This window comes from Flavobacterium limnophilum (genome assembly GCF_027111315.2).
GTDB classification, from domain to species: domain Bacteria; phylum Bacteroidota; class Bacteroidia; order Flavobacteriales; family Flavobacteriaceae; genus Flavobacterium; species Flavobacterium limnophilum.
The window spans coordinates 3,388,949-3,403,353 of record NZ_CP114289.2 but is presented as its reverse complement, the minus strand read 5'-3'; the positions used below and the strand labels follow the sequence as shown (position 1 = coordinate 3,403,353).

At 36.3% G+C, this 14,405-nt stretch carries 14 protein-coding genes; 5 read left to right on the top strand and 9 right to left on the bottom strand.

Features of this window, described 5'->3' with window-relative positions; translation table 11 throughout:
• The first annotated feature begins 42 nt into the window (after positions 1–42).
• On the top strand, positions 43–2,418 hold the full coding sequence (gene pbpC / locus OZP13_RS14230) for a penicillin-binding protein 1C (protein WP_281297579.1): 2,376 nt from the start codon (positions 43–45) through the stop codon (positions 2,416–2,418).
• Positions 2,419–2,590: 172 nt separating this feature from the next.
• Here pbpC and OZP13_RS14225 read toward each other — a convergent pair whose 3' ends face one another.
• Together OZP13_RS14225 and OZP13_RS14220 are read right to left on the bottom strand one after the other, a co-directional pair.
• On the bottom strand, positions 2,591–4,135 hold the full coding sequence (locus OZP13_RS14225; RefSeq protein ID WP_281297578.1) for a ribonuclease E/G: 1,545 nt from the start codon (positions 4,133–4,135) through the stop codon (positions 2,591–2,593).
• A 394-nt stretch (positions 4,136–4,529) separates the two neighbouring features.
• Positions 4,530–4,820 (bottom strand): HU family DNA-binding protein, encoded by a 291-nt coding sequence (locus OZP13_RS14220; RefSeq protein WP_073368203.1) that lies wholly within the window; start codon positions 4,818–4,820, stop codon positions 4,530–4,532.
• Between the two features lie 131 nt (positions 4,821–4,951).
• Here OZP13_RS14220 and mutY point away from each other — a divergent pair, with 131 nt between their 5' ends.
• From mutY to gldD, 4 genes are read left to right on the top strand one after another with little or no spacing between them, the layout of a single operon-like run.
• Positions 4,952–5,986, top strand: a complete 1,035-nt coding sequence (mutY, locus tag OZP13_RS14215; protein ID WP_269240790.1) for an A/G-specific adenine glycosylase — start codon at positions 4,952–4,954, stop codon at positions 5,984–5,986.
• Positions 5,987–6,033: 47 nt separating this feature from the next.
• Positions 6,034–6,471 carry a single-stranded DNA-binding protein gene (locus OZP13_RS14210; RefSeq protein WP_281297577.1) on the top strand — a complete coding sequence of 146 codons (438 nt, stop codon included), beginning with the start codon at positions 6,034–6,036 and terminating at the stop codon, positions 6,469–6,471.
• Positions 6,472–6,494: 23 nt separating this feature from the next.
• On the top strand, positions 6,495–7,790 hold the full coding sequence (locus OZP13_RS14205) for a gliding motility-associated protein GldE (RefSeq protein ID WP_281297576.1): 1,296 nt from the start codon (positions 6,495–6,497) through the stop codon (positions 7,788–7,790).
• Between the two features lie 7 nt (positions 7,791–7,797).
• A complete protein-coding gene (gldD, locus tag OZP13_RS14200) occupies positions 7,798–8,361 on the top strand; it encodes a gliding motility lipoprotein GldD (protein ID WP_281297575.1) in 564 nt (187 codons plus the stop codon).
• A 67-nt stretch (positions 8,362–8,428) separates the two neighbouring features.
• Here the strand turns inward: gldD and OZP13_RS14195 are convergent, their stop codons facing one another.
• The 7 genes from OZP13_RS14195 to OZP13_RS14165 all read right to left on the bottom strand — a co-directional run bounded on the left by OZP13_RS14195 (position 8,429) and on the right by OZP13_RS14165 (position 14,318).
• Entirely contained in the window at positions 8,429–9,337 is a 909-nt protein-coding gene (locus OZP13_RS14195) for a pseudouridine synthase (RefSeq protein ID WP_281297574.1), read from the bottom strand.
• Positions 9,338–9,561: 224 nt separating this feature from the next.
• On the bottom strand, positions 9,562–10,581 hold the full coding sequence (locus OZP13_RS14190) for an STM3941 family protein (protein ID WP_281297573.1): 1,020 nt from the start codon (positions 10,579–10,581) through the stop codon (positions 9,562–9,564).
• Positions 10,582–10,806: 225 nt separating this feature from the next.
• Positions 10,807–11,727, bottom strand: coding sequence for a geranylgeranylglycerol-phosphate geranylgeranyltransferase (locus tag OZP13_RS14185; RefSeq protein WP_281297572.1), 921 nt, complete (start codon positions 11,725–11,727; stop codon positions 10,807–10,809).
• Positions 11,728–11,730: 3 nt separating this feature from the next.
• A complete protein-coding gene (locus OZP13_RS14180) occupies positions 11,731–12,669 on the bottom strand; it encodes a mevalonate kinase family protein (RefSeq protein WP_281297571.1) in 939 nt (312 codons plus the stop codon).
• Between the two features lie 13 nt (positions 12,670–12,682).
• Positions 12,683–12,985, bottom strand: a complete 303-nt coding sequence (locus tag OZP13_RS14175) for a type II toxin-antitoxin system RelE/ParE family toxin (RefSeq protein ID WP_269240783.1) — start codon at positions 12,983–12,985, stop codon at positions 12,683–12,685.
• Between the two features lie 2 nt (positions 12,986–12,987).
• Positions 12,988–13,206: a hypothetical protein gene (locus OZP13_RS14170; protein ID WP_269240782.1), complete on the bottom strand. Its 219-nt coding sequence runs from the start codon at positions 13,204–13,206 to the stop codon at positions 12,988–12,990.
• 29 nt (positions 13,207–13,235) lie between these two features.
• Positions 13,236–14,318, bottom strand: coding sequence for a diphosphomevalonate decarboxylase (locus OZP13_RS14165; protein WP_269243715.1), 1,083 nt, complete (start codon positions 14,316–14,318; stop codon positions 13,236–13,238).
• Between the last annotated feature and the right edge of the window lie 87 nt (positions 14,319–14,405).

The window sequence follows — 14,405 nt, the reverse complement described above, 5'->3', positions numbered from 1 at the left end:
AGTTTCAAACTCTGAAAGGGTTATTTTTATATTTTTAAAAACTTGAAAAACAAACTGAAAGCGTTCTCGCAACGTATCATCAATTGGATAAAGCAGTATAAAATTAAATCATTAATTGCATTCGTGCTTTTGGTGGTTTATTATTTTTCGTTGCCCAGGACCTTGTTTCAAGAACCGTATTCCACGGTAATTGAAAGCAAAGAAGGAGAGCTGCTCGGAGCTAAAATAGCCGATGATGGCCAATGGCGGTTTCCTGCCCAAGACAGCGTTCCGGATAAATTCAAAAAGTGTATCGTTTATTTCGAAGACGAGTATTTCTACAAACACCCCGGATTCAATCCTGTGGCGATGGTCAATGCTTTTAAGGAAAACAGGAAAGCCGGCAAAGTGGTTCGCGGGGGAAGCACAATTACGCAACAGGTAATCCGCTTGTCCCGAAAAGGAAAAAGTAGGACGTATTTCGAGAAGATTATCGAAATTATCCTTGCCACACGATTGGAACTTCGAGATTCCAAAGAGGAAATTTTGGATTTGTATGCGGCCCACGCTCCTTTTGGAGGGAATGTCGTGGGTTTGGAAATGGCTTCTTGGCGGTATTTTGGCGTGCAATCCCATCAATTGTCTTGGGCAGAAAGTGCAACTTTGGCAGTGTTGCCCAATGCACCGAGCTTGATTTATCCTGGAAAGAATCAACAGAAACTGCTCCGAAAACGAAACCATCTTTTGTTGAAATTGCATCGCGAAGGGATTATCGACAGGCAAACGTATGAATTGTCGATTGACGAACCCTTGCCTCAAAAACCTTTTGATTTGCCCCAAATTGCACCCCATTTATTGCAGCGTGTGGCCAAAAACCAGGAAGGAACTCGGGTGAAAACCACGGTTGAAATGGCTTTGCAAAATAGGGTGAACCAAATTGCCAAGCAATATTACAACCAATACAAACAAAACGAAGTCAATAATTTGGCGATTTTAGTGATTGATATTGCCAACAGGAACGTGATAAGTTATGTGGGTAATGCGCCAACGGACGGAAACCATCAAAAGGATGTCGATATTATCAGTGCGCCAAGAAGCACCGGAAGTATCTTGAAACCGTTTTTGTATGCTGCAATGTTGGACGATGGCGAGTTGTTGCCAAACACTTTGGTTGCCGACATTCCCACCCAAATTTCTGGATACACGCCCCAGAATTTTAATCTCACTTTCGACGGAGCTGTTCCTGCACATCGGGCTTTGTCCCGTTCCTTGAATATTCCGGCGGTTTTGATGTTGCAAAGTTTCGGGGTAAACAAGTTTTACGAAGAATTACAAAAATTTAAATTGAGCGATATTTCAAAACAGCCAAACCATTACGGATTGTCCTTGATTCTGGGTGGTGCCGAAAGCAATTTGTGGGATTTGTGTCGAACCTATGCCGGTTTGTCTTCGACGGTTGATTTTTTTGGCAAAAATCAGGGAAGATATCGAAGCAAGGAATTTGCCGAATTGAATTACCAAAATGACTTCAAAACCGATTTTGGAATGGAAAGTTTCGACAAAACCATTTTGGGCGCAGGTTCTATTTGGTTGACCTATAATGCAATGGAAGAAGTGAATAGGCCGGAAGGAGACGAGGCTTGGAAGTTTTACGACAGCTCGCAGAAAATCGCCTGGAAAACGGGAACCAGTTTCGGGAATCGCGATGCTTGGGCAATCGGCACCAATTCGCGTTACGTTGTCGGTGTTTGGGTTGGAAATGCTTCTGGTGAGGGACGGCCAAGTTTGACCGGGGTTACTAGTGCGGCACCTATTTTATTCGACGTTTTTAATTTGTTGCCCAGACAAAAATGGTTTGAACCTCCGTTGAATGATTTGGAAGAAGTCGAGGTTTGTAGTTTGAGTGGTCATTTGGCGCAGGATGATTGTTCAAAAATTAAACAATTGGTTTCCTTGAAAGGAAAAACAACTTCGGTTTGTCCATATCATAAAACGGTTCATTTGGACAAAACGGGGCAATATCGGGTAAACAGCAGTTGTGAAAATATAGAAAATATCATTACCAAGAAATGGTTTGTACTGCCGCCGGTTATGGAATGGTATTATAAAAATCAACACATAGAGTATCGACCTTTGCCTCCTTTTCGGGGAGATTGTGTGTCGACCCAAACGACTTCGATGGATTTTATCTATCCAAAAACTAATGGAAAAATTTATTTGACCAAGAATTTCAATAGCGAAATTCAGCCGGTTATTTTAAAAGTTGCCCATTCGTCGAGAGGAGTCCAGTTGTTTTGGTATGTGGACAATATTTATAAAGGAAGCACGAAGACTTTTCACGAAATGCCGATTACACCCAGTTCAGGAATTCATTGCATTACGGTGGAGGACGAGTTTGGAAATGAAATCAGGAGAAAAATTGTGATTGTAAGGGAATGATGGTGTTTCGAAGTTGAATGCCCTAGCCCAGATAGCAGTGGAAATCCTTTTCTTTTTTTCTTTATAAAAGAAAAGATTGCAACGAATAGCTGGATTAAGCTCCAGATTGCTTCGAAAAATCTCGCAATGACGCACAAAAAAACCGCCAATCTCACGAAAGGCGGTTTTTGTTTTATTCTATAATAACATTCTTCTTTTTGTCGTAGAAATGATATTCTAAATACGTGTAAGCGTCACGCGGTATGATTTTCACCCATTTTTTATGTTCAAAAAACCATTTTGAACGTATCGATGGAAAACCTTTGGTAAGGTATGCGGCCACAAATGGATGCACGTTAAGCACGACATCTTTGTGGGTTTTTAGTATGCTTTCTAGGTCAAGAGCGATTTTGTCAATGATTTGAATTGGCGCTTCGATTTCGCCTTCAATATTGTTTGGATCTTCTTCTCTAGTTTTGATGTTGACTTCCGGTCTTACTCTTTGTCGGGTAATCTGGACTAATCCAAATTTACTCGGAGGCAAGATTTTGTGTTTCGCTTTATCATCGCTCATTTCTTCTCTAAGGAAGTCGAACAGGACTTTGCGATTTTCAGGATTGGACATATCGATAAAATCAATTACGATTATTCCACCCATGTCGCGAAGACGCAATTGTCTGGCGATTTCGGCGGCGGCAATCATATTGACTTCCATGGCAGTGTCTTCTTGGTTCGATGCTTTATTAGAACGGTTTCCGCTGTTGACGTCGATGACGTGCAAAGCTTCGGTGTGTTCGATAATAAGGTAAGCACCTTTACTCATGGAAACTGTTTTTCCAAAGGAGGTCTTGATTTGTCTCTCTATATTGTATTTCTCGAAAATTGGAGTGTCTTTGGATTGATAAAACTTAACAATCGATGTTTTCGAAGGGGCTATTTCTTGTAAATAATCCTTCGTTTGGTGGTACAACTCTTCATCATCTATTTGGATACCGCTAAAGGTATCGTTGAAGACGTCTCTCAATATTGATGAAGCTCTATTGAGCTCTCCTAATACCTTGGACGGATGATGGGCGGTTGGTAATTTTTTACACATTGCAGTCCATCTCTCTATGAGGTTCTGCAAATCTTTTTCTAATTCTACTGTGCTTTTGCCTTCGGCTACTGTGCGAACAATAACACCAAATCCTTTTGGTTTGACGGCTTGAACGAGTCGTTTCAAACGTTCCTTTTCTTTTTTGTCTTCTATTTTTTGAGAAATAGAAACACGGTCAGAAAACGGAACCAAAACAATAAATCTTCCGGCAAGGGAAAGCTCGGCGCTAATCCTTGGTCCTTTGGTAGATATTGGTTCTTTGACGACTTGTACTAAGATAGATTGGTTGGGATTGATAATTTCTGTTATCGACCCATCTTTGTCTATCTCTTTTTCAAACTGAAAGTTTTTTAGGGAGAAATCTTTTATTTTACCTGCGCTTACAAGTTTTATGAATTTCAGTTGGGAAGCAAGATTAGGTCCCAAATCGTGATAATGTAAAAAAGCATCTTTTTCGAAGCCCACGTTTACAAAAGCAGCGTTTAGTCCGGCAACTGGTTTTCTTATTTTGGCAATAAAAATATCGCCAACCTGGAAGTTGCTCGTTTCTTGTTCTTTGTGTAATTCAATTAGTTTTCCATCTTTTAATAAGGCAAAATCTACGGCTTCAGAACTAGATCTAATGATTAATTCTTTATTCACTCTGTAAATTTTTATCCTAACTTTTAGTTTTAGTTTCAAGTTTCAGGTTTCAGGTTTTTGTAGTTACAAAAAAACTTCCAACTTCCAACTTCTAACTTCCAACTTCAGCAAGGATGGATTAAACAATAATTTTAACAGGTATTGAACCCGGGGAAAACTAGCTGGCAGTTGACAGTTTTAAGTTGCCAGTATACTGAATACTAAAAACTGAATACCGAACACTAATTTTCGATTTCAATGAACGTTTAAAAAGAAAAAAGTAGTTATAAACTACTTTTTCTTTTTGTGACGGTTAGCTCTCGCTCTTTTTTTGCGTTTGTGCGTTGCTACCTTATGTCTCTTTCTTTTTTTACCACTTGGCATAGTAGGGTGATTTTGTGATTAATAAATATTTTTATTTTGCTTCGTTATTAACTTTTACTCCTTCAACAAAAACTTTTGCAGGTTTAAATGCAGGGATGTTGTGAGCAGGAATTTTAATTGTAGTGTTTTTAGAAATATTTCTTCCAGTTTTTTCAGCTCTTGTTTTTACAATGAAACTTCCAAATCCTCTTAAATAAACATTGTCTCCTTCTTCTAATGAACTTTTTACTTCAGTCATAAAGGTCTCTACTGTTGCTTGAACATCTCCTTTTTCAAGACCTAATTTTTCTGCGATCTTTGCAACGATATCTGCTTTCGTCATTTTCTTTCGTATTTATAAATGATATACTAATTTTGAGTTTGCAAATATATGAATTAAAAAAACAATTATTCAAGCTAATTCATTAAATTTTAATCATATAAACTTTTACTTTTGTCAACTAATATTTAAGGATGATTTTTTCCAATGTCTTGATAAAATGGTATTTACAAAATAAACGCGATTTGCCCTGGCGCAAAACCGACAATCCATACCTAATTTGGCTCTCCGAAATAATGTTACAACAGACTCGAGTAGCGCAAGGAACGCCTTATTTTCTGTCTTTTACAACGGCTTTTCCAACCGTTTTTGACTTGGCCAAGGTCGATGAAGAACAAGTTTTGAAACTTTGGCAAGGTTTAGGTTATTATTCCCGTGCTCGAAATCTACACAAAACCGCTCAATACGTAGCTAATGAATTGTCTGGAAAATTCCCTGGCAATTATAATGACTTGTTGAAATTAAAAGGCGTTGGTGAATATACCGCCGCTGCGATTGCTTCTTTCTCCTATAATGAACTCGTTCCAGTGGTCGATGGAAACGTTTTTCGGGTTTTGTCTCGTTATTTTGATGTGGAAACCGATATTGCTTCGGCTTCCGCCAAAAAAGAGTTTGCCGCTTTGGCTTTCGAATTGATGCCTAAAGACAATCCGGCGCTTTTCAATCAAGCCATTATGGAATTTGGCGCTTTGCAATGTGTTCCTAAAAATCCCAATTGCGATGTTTGTGTTTTCAATACCAGTTGTGCCGCTTTACAAAAAAAGAAAGTCGATCAATTGCCTGTTAAATTAAAGAAGACTAAAGTCAGGAATCGATTCTTTAATTATCTCGTGGTTTCTGATGAGAATGAAAATACCATAATCCAAAAAAGAACCGCAAAAGGAATTTGGCACAATCTCTATGAATTTCCATTGATAGAAACGGAAACACCTGAAGATTTTGATTTTATTTCGGCCAACGTTCAAGAAGAATTTTTCAAATACAATACCGTAATAAGTATCGAAGATTGTAACGATAAAAGCATCATTCATAAATTATCGCACCAGCATTTGCACATCAAGTTTTGGAAAATAAAGGTTGACGGAACGGTTGAAAATGGAGTGGATGCAACAACTTTGAAAACATTTCCTTTCCCGATAGTGATTTTTAATTTTATCGAAACGAATTAAATATTTTTTAAAACATGTATCTTTGGGTTTAATCCCTACCCAATAAAATGAACGGAACGTTAAATAAGGTTATGCTGATTGGTTATCTTGGCGAAGATGTTAAGATGCATTATTTCGATGGAGGAAATTGCATAGGAAGATTTTCTTTGGCAACAAATGAAGTCTATATCAACAAAACTACCAACGAAAAGATTACGTCCACCGAGTGGCACAATCTGGTTGTGCGCAATAAAGCCGCCGAAATTTGCGAAAAATACTTGTCAAAAGGAGATAAAATTTATGTCGAAGGACGAATAAAATCACGTCAGTGGCAGGCCGAAGACGGATCTACAAAACACACTATCGAGATTCAAGTCACCGAGTTTACTTTTTTGACAACAAAAAAAGGAAGCGAAGACAAGCAAATTCAAAGTCCCGAGACTGCAAAAAACACTAACTTTGACCCACAAAACAACGACTTGCCCATAAATGACTTGCCGTTTTGATTGTTTAACTAATCTATTTCAATTTGGACCCAGAGCCCAGTTTTCTTTTTGCTTATACCATAGATGCCAATTTAGTATTCGGTTTTGTGGCAATATTTGCGTTGTTGTTTTGTTCTGCGCTAGTTTCTGGTGCCGAAGTGGCGCTGTTTTCTTTGTCGGCAAAAGACATCGACGACACTTTGCAGGAGCACCCATCTAAAGGAAAAATTATTTCGGAATTGCTGGAAAAACCCAAAAAATTGTTGGCCACGCTTCTTGTAGCGAACAATTTTATCAATATAGGTGTCGTAATTTTGTTTTCCTATGTGGGTCATAATATATTTTCGGCCATTACTTCGCCTATTTTGAAATTTATCCTGGAAGTAATTTTGGTTACTTTTTTAATCTTGCTTTTTGGCGAGATTTTGCCCAAAGTGTATGCCAGTAGAAACAATATCAAGTTTTCCAAATGGATAGCTTATCCAATTGCCGTACTCGATAAATTGCTGTCGCCAATAAGTTTGCCAATGCGCAAAGTCACCATCTATTTGCACAATAAATTAGGGAAGCAAAAAACAAATTTCTCGGTCGATCAATTGTCGCAAGCATTGGAACTCACGGACACGGAAGAAACATCATCCGAAGAACAAAAAATACTGGAAGGAATCGTGACTTTCGGAAACACCGATGCTAAGCAGGTAATGAGTCCGAGAATGGATATTTTTGCATTGGAAATTGAAGAATCTTTCCAAAACATTTATTCGAAAATTGTAGAAAAAGGTTTTTCCAGAATTCCTGTATATAGAGACAATATTGACCAGATAGAAGGCGTTTTGTTTGTAAAAGATTTACTCCGACACATTGACAAGGAAGAATTTGACTGGAAAACATTGATACGAGAACCGTTTTTTATTCCTGAAAATAAAAAAATCGACAATTTACTGAAGGATTTTCAAAATATGAAAAGCCATTTGGCTATTGTGGTCGATGAATACGGAGGAACATCTGGACTGGTTTCCTTGGAAGATATTATAGAAGAAATTGTGGGAGATATTAGCGATGAATTTGACGGAGACAACACCAATTTTTCTAAAATAGACGACAAGAATTATCTTTTTGAAGGAAAAACAAATCTCAAGGATTTTTATAGAATTATCGATGTCAACGAAGAATTATTCGAATCAACAAAAGGCGAAGCTGAAACGTTGGCAGGATTTATCCTTGAAATTTTGGGAAATTTCCCCCAGAAAGATCAGAAAATTGCGTTCGAAAATTGCACATTTACCATCGAGTCTGTCGACAAAAAAAGAGTGAAACAAATAAAAGTCACCATTGAATAAATATAAAATGACCAAAAAACAACTTGCTATTTTCGCGCTTTTGATCGTGATGTTTTCTGTTTTTAGCTGTAAGGACGAAGTTTTGCCCAAACCGTCAAGCTATTTGCGATTGGATTATCCCGTGGCGGAATACGTGAATTTTGAAAATAAATGTCCATTCTCATTCGAAATGAATTCTGAAGCAGTCATCAAAGGGGAGAAGAATTGTGGATTCACTATCACGTATCCAAAAATGAAAGCCACGATTTATTTGACTTATAAACCCGTAAATAATGACATCAATAAATTACTTCGCGACGCCCAAAAATTAACCTATGAGCACGTGATAAAAGCTGATGATATCTTGGAACAGCCATATTTGGATCCTTCCAAAAAAGTGTACGGCATGTTTTATCAAGTGGATGGAAATGCCGCCACGAATTCCCAATTTTACGTTACGGACAGCATCAAACATTTTGTGACGGGTTCTGTTTATTTCTATGCCAAACCTAATTTTGACTCTATTATGCCGGCTGCCAGTTACGTCAAAAATGATATGCAGCGTTTGATGGAGACTTTGAAATGGAAGTAATTAAAAAGTTTTATAAACAAAAAAATCCCAAATTGCTTTGGGATTTTTTTATTTGAAATTTGAAAATTTATACGTTTTTCAAATTGATGATTTCTTGTTCGGTAAGCAATCTCCAGTTTCCTCTTGGCAAATTCTTTTTGGTCAAACCTGCAAAAGCAACCCTGTCGATTCTCAAAACATCATAACTGAAATGTTCGAAAATAGAACGAACCACCTTAACGTTGGCCGATCTTAATTTCAATCCTATTTCGCTTTTTGCTTCTCCTTCTATATAACTTACGTCTTCCACGAAAACACGGTGTCCGTCAAGAACCAATCCTTTTTGTATTTTTTCCAAGTCTTCGAATTTCAAGTTTTTATCTAACGAAACTTGGTAGATTTTGGATGATTTGTTGGTTGGTAAAGTAAACTTACGAATCATGTCTGTATCGTTGGTAAACAATAATAATCCTGTCGTGTTTTTATCCATTCTTCCCACAGCACCAATTTTTGCCGTGGTGGAACCTTTTACCAATTCCAAAACATTGCGGTATTCCTGACCTTCGTCAAGTGCCGTCGTGAAGTTTTTTGGTTTGTTCAGCAAGATATATACTTTTTTCTCCGGAGTTAAAGTTGCTCCGTCAAAATTCACGACATCGCCTGGTTTTACCATATAACCCATTTCGGTTACGGGAATTCCGTTCACTTTCACGTTTCCGGATTGGATATAAATATCGGCATCACGACGAGAACATACTCCTGAATTAGAGATGTATTTATTCAAACGAATTTCGTCTTTTACTTTAGGTCTCTTTGGTGCCTGATTTGGTTTTTTCTCTACTTTATCAGCAGCAGCCTCGGCAACCTTAGTATTTGGTTTTACTTTTTTAGGACCTTGTGCCCTTTTTTGCATCGCAGGTTTTGGCTTATTTGAGCTTGGTCTAGAACTGTTTGCCCTGCCGCCGCTTTTTTTATTATTGCCTTCCTTGTTATTCATAATATTCTATAATTTGTGCAAAGATAGTTTTTTATTGCTTAATAGTTGATTGTTTTTGGATTAGGACTCGGCATTCACTTTTAAAAACAAGACTGTTTTATAAAAGTTACGGTTTTGAAATTATTGATTCTTGCTATTTGTCAGGCTGGAAGCGTCTTGTTTTTGTTGAATAAGGAATTCACTTTCTAAAGAAGTTGTACAACGCTACCGTTTTTGAAGCAGTACTAATTCCATTCGTTTAGTTCATTGTCAAATTCTTTGGTGTTGTGATTTAAGAATTTAAGTTCTAAAATGTATTCTTTATCTGTTTTTTTGTAAATAATATTATTGTCAACAATGTATTTGTCAATTGGATTAAAATCAATTTTATCGATTATGGTTTTTACTTCATTTGGATAATTACCAAATTCGGTTTTATAAGTTTCTATTTTATTGGTTAATTGGACTCCAATTTTATTTGTTGTGTAATCATAAGTTTTAAAAGCAAGAACTATTAAAATCATATTTGTAAATCCTAAATAAGCTATTCTTTCCGAGTATTTTCTTAAGCTGGAGTTGTTATTTGTTCCTCTATACCATCTTGCTATCAACCCACCAATACCCATTGCAATCATTATTATCCAAAAAGCATAAAAATTACTCAAGGAAATAACGAACATACACATTAAAATTAATAGGTAAGCAACGTATTTTTGGCTGTTGAAAACTGTATTTAACCTTTGGTTAGAATTGAAGTTTTTGATTAGATTATTTCGTTGATATTTTTCAGTTATTCTAATAGTATTGATAAAATCTGTCAGCTTGGCTTCGTCAATTTTGATTTGACTTAAATTTATGTTTAATTTTTGAGCGCCAACATATTTATTTAAATTGCTTAACCAACTAAATGCATTTTTTTTGAACACAAATGTATCATCAGTAATAATTGAAATAAATCTTTGATTATATATTTCTATTAAATAGCTTTCTTTAATTTGTTCCCATTTGATTTCATTTTGCTTTATTGTTCTGTCCCAAATTCCATTTTCATTTATTATAATTTGTGGTCTTTTGTCTAATAAATTAAAAATGCTAATTGGAATTCCTAAACCAAAAAGTGAAACAATAAACCAACCCATATAATAATCAAAAGTTCCATTTTGCTTTTCCGAAATCATCCAAATTCCAATTAATATTAAAGGTAAGCTTAAAGCCAAAATTTTAATTCCTTTCGAGTTAGATTTATATAATTTTAGTTCTGTCATTTTCAATTTCATCTTTTTTTACAAATAACATAAATATCGCAACAATCCATTAATTTGGATAATTATTTCAATTACATAGTCGTAGTATTACTCTCGAAAGATGCAAATTTTCCTGTAAACGTTAATATGAAAACAAATGCCATAGCCCTGATGGAAACGGCATCCTCTTGTGGCGGGGTTCGCCATAAGAGATATAGTGAACAGCAGGATAAAGCTCTTGAAAAATTAAAAAGACCGCAACAATTTTTCGCCATGCCACAACACGCTTGGATTGATGAGAACAATGCAGAAAACTCCCGCCACAATCAGGAATTTCAAGACATTGTGGAGTAATACATATTGCTCTTTGGTGTTGGATTTCCATAAATAAAGCAAGAAAAAAATCAAAATGATGAGGCAGGAATAAAAATAGATGTCCATGTAGCCCACGTCGAAAATTTCGATTAAAACATAGACTGGAATTACAGTCGAGATGGTTAAAAAAGTAATTATTTTTTTCGAAATTTCTTCGCCGTAAACGATAGGAATGGTTTTGTAATCGTTGGCCAAATCGCCTTTGATGTTTTCCAAGTCTTTTATCATTTCGCGAATTAAAAGCAGTAAAAAGAGGAATATTGCGTGACCAAAAATGACTTCGTAGAAATTTTTATAATACAAAAGAATGGCAAAAAAAGGCAAAACTGCCAAAAGTGCGGCTGTTAAATTCCCGATTATAGGGTATTTTTTGATGCGATGCGAATAATACCAAATCAAGAAAATATAAACCGAAAAATATAGAAATGCACGCCAAGAAACAATAATGGCCAATAAGGCTACAATGAAATTCAGTGTAAAATAAACATAAAGCTTTGTTTTCTGGCTGACCAATCGGTCAAGCATCGACTTGTTGGGACGATTGATTAAATCTTTCTTGCTGTCGTAAAAATTGTTGATAATATATCCAGAAGCAATAGTCAACGAGGAAACAAAAACGATGATAAACAAGTCGAAATCGAGTAGGATGGATAGGGCTCTTTTTTCGGGAGCGAGGATGAAAATCGCCGAAAGATATTGCGCCAAAACGATTATCGGAATGTTGTAACCTCTAACCACAGAGAACAAACTGATGAATTTCAGGGCTAAAAGTTTGTGCTTTCTGCTCAGCATTTTTTAGAATTGGTAAACGACTTCTAATTTATAATCTTTCAGTGCTAATTTTGCTTTTTTTAGATCTTGGGTAAAGCCTAAAATATAACCACCACCACCTGATCCGCAAAGTTTTAGGTAATAATCGTTGGAGTCAATTCCTTCTTGCCAAATGCCGTGAAATTGTTCCGGAATCATCGGTTTGAAGTTGTTCAAAACGACTTTCGACAATTTTTTGGTGTTTTCAAACAAGGATTTCATGTCGCCACCAAGGAAGTTTTCGACACAAGCATCGGTGTGTTTTATAAATTGCGATTTCAACATTTTTCGAAAACCTTGATCTTTCAAGTTCTCCATAAAAATATTGACCATTGGAGCAGTTTCGCCCACAATTCCTGAATCTATCAAAAACACGGCACCGTTCCCTTCCAAACTTTGGGTTGGAATTCCGGTTGCCTCGATATTGTCTTTGGAATTGATTAAAATAGGGATGCTCAAATAGCTGTTCAAAGGATCCAAACCAGAACTTTTTCCGTGGAAAAAAGACTCCATTTGGGAGAAAATAGTTTTGAGTTGCAATAGTTTTTCACGAGTTAGATTCTCGAGAACGGTAATTTTATTTTGGGCATATTTGTCGTAAATAGCAGCAACCAAAGCACCACTACTTCCCACGCCGTAACCTTGTGGTATGCTAGAATCAAAGTACATTCCAGTTTCGACATCATTTTTTAGGGTAACCAAATCGAAAGTGACCAATTCGGGTTGCTCACTTTGCAAGTTCTCCAAATAAGAAACAAAACGTTTCAAATGACCGTTGGATTTTATGGCTTCGGCTGATGGATTTTCTTCTCTCTTCAGTGCGCCATTGTAAAAATTGTAAGGAATAGACAAACCTTTCGAGTCACGAATAATTCCGTATTCTCCAAAGAGTAATATTTTTGAGTAAAATAAAGGTCCTTTCATATAGGTGTTGAACTTATTTTATTTTGTTGATTTTTGTTGGGTTTTGTCTGGTATCGAAAACAGAAAGTACAATAATGTGTTTGCTGTCGAAATGATAAAACAAAGTCGATTGTTTATTAATTACGGCTTTTCTAATCTTTCTATTTACATTCGAAACTGGAAATAATTCCGGATTTTCACCGATTAAATTTATAATTGACTTGATCTTGTTTGAAAACTGCTTTTTTGTTTTTTCATTCCATTTAGATTCCAAATAATCAAAAACATTTTGAATTTCAATTTTGGCTCGAGGAGTAATTACGACTTCTCTTTTCATTTCTAAAGGTGTGGTTTTATAAACTCATCAAATGATGTATATTCACCTCTTTCATATTGCTCCAATGATTCGTTTAAAATATCTTGTTGCTCCTCCGTCAATTCATCCCAAAAATCTTTTTTCTTGGCTGTGAATATTTTTTTGATGGATGCAATAATCGACTCATCGTTGGTTTCTTCCAACAACTTCATCAATTTTGATTTTTCCAATTCAATGTTCATTTGTGTATCAAATTAAAAATTAAACGTTTTTAGTTTTCAATCGACCCCATTCCAATGTGGTCACAAAGGTACTGACCATTTTGACAACAGCCAACTAATTCGTCCTTAATAAATTGCAAAACAGTTTCTTTTACATTTTCTGGGTATAAAACGTGAACGTTGGCACCCGCATCTAATGTAAAACAAACCGGAATTTTGGTTTCGTTTCGGAACTTCCAAATCGCATTGATGATTTGTAATGTATTTGGTTTCATTAAAATAAAATACGGAATCGAAGTCATCATCATCGAGTGCAAAGTCAAGGCTTCGCTTTCGACAATGGTAATGAATTCCTCCAAATTTCCGCTTTCGAAAACGTGGATTAATTTGTCCAGGTTTTCGTGAGCTTGTTCAAATCGCCTTTCGGCAAAAGGATGTCCGTTCATTAAATTATGACCCACGGAACTCGAAACTTGTTTTTCGCCTTTGTCAACCAACAAAATGGTGTCTTGAAAATTCTGAAAATTCTCGTGTACGGCATTCGGAAATTCCACTCCAAACAAATCGGAGCTTCCTTGAATGTTTTTGTGATTTCCCCAAACGACCAGTTTTCCTTTTACGCTTCGGCAGGCACTTCCCGAACCCAAACGTGCCAAAAAAGAAGCTTTTTGGTAAAAGTATTTCTCGCTCATTTCCGGGTTTAAAGCTTTTTCCAAACTCATCAAGTTCATCGCCAAAGCCGCCATTCCCGAAGCCGATGAAGCGATTCCTGAACTGTGTGGAAATGTGTTTTCTGTATCAATGGTAAAATGATAGTCTTTCAAAAATGGCAAATAAACCAAAACTCTTTCGAAAAACTGCTGGATTTTGGGTTTGAAATCTTCTTTCGGTTTTCCTTCAAAAAGCAGGTCGAAAGAAAATGTATCTTGGTTTTGCTTTTGGGCGAAAGCCAATTTTGTAATCGTCTTGCAATTATTCAAAGTGAAACTCACCGAAGGATTGGCTGGAATTTGCTTGTCTTTTTTGCCCCAATACTTCACCAAGGCAATGTTGCTGGGAGAACTCCATTGGAATTTTCCGGTTTCCAAAGAATGAGTGTAAGGAGACGGAATAAAATCGTTTGCTGAAAACATCAATTATAAAATTTGGGCAAAGATACTTTTTTATCGTTTAAAGGTTTAAAGGTTTAAAGGTTTAATCGTTTAAAAGTTTTGATTAAT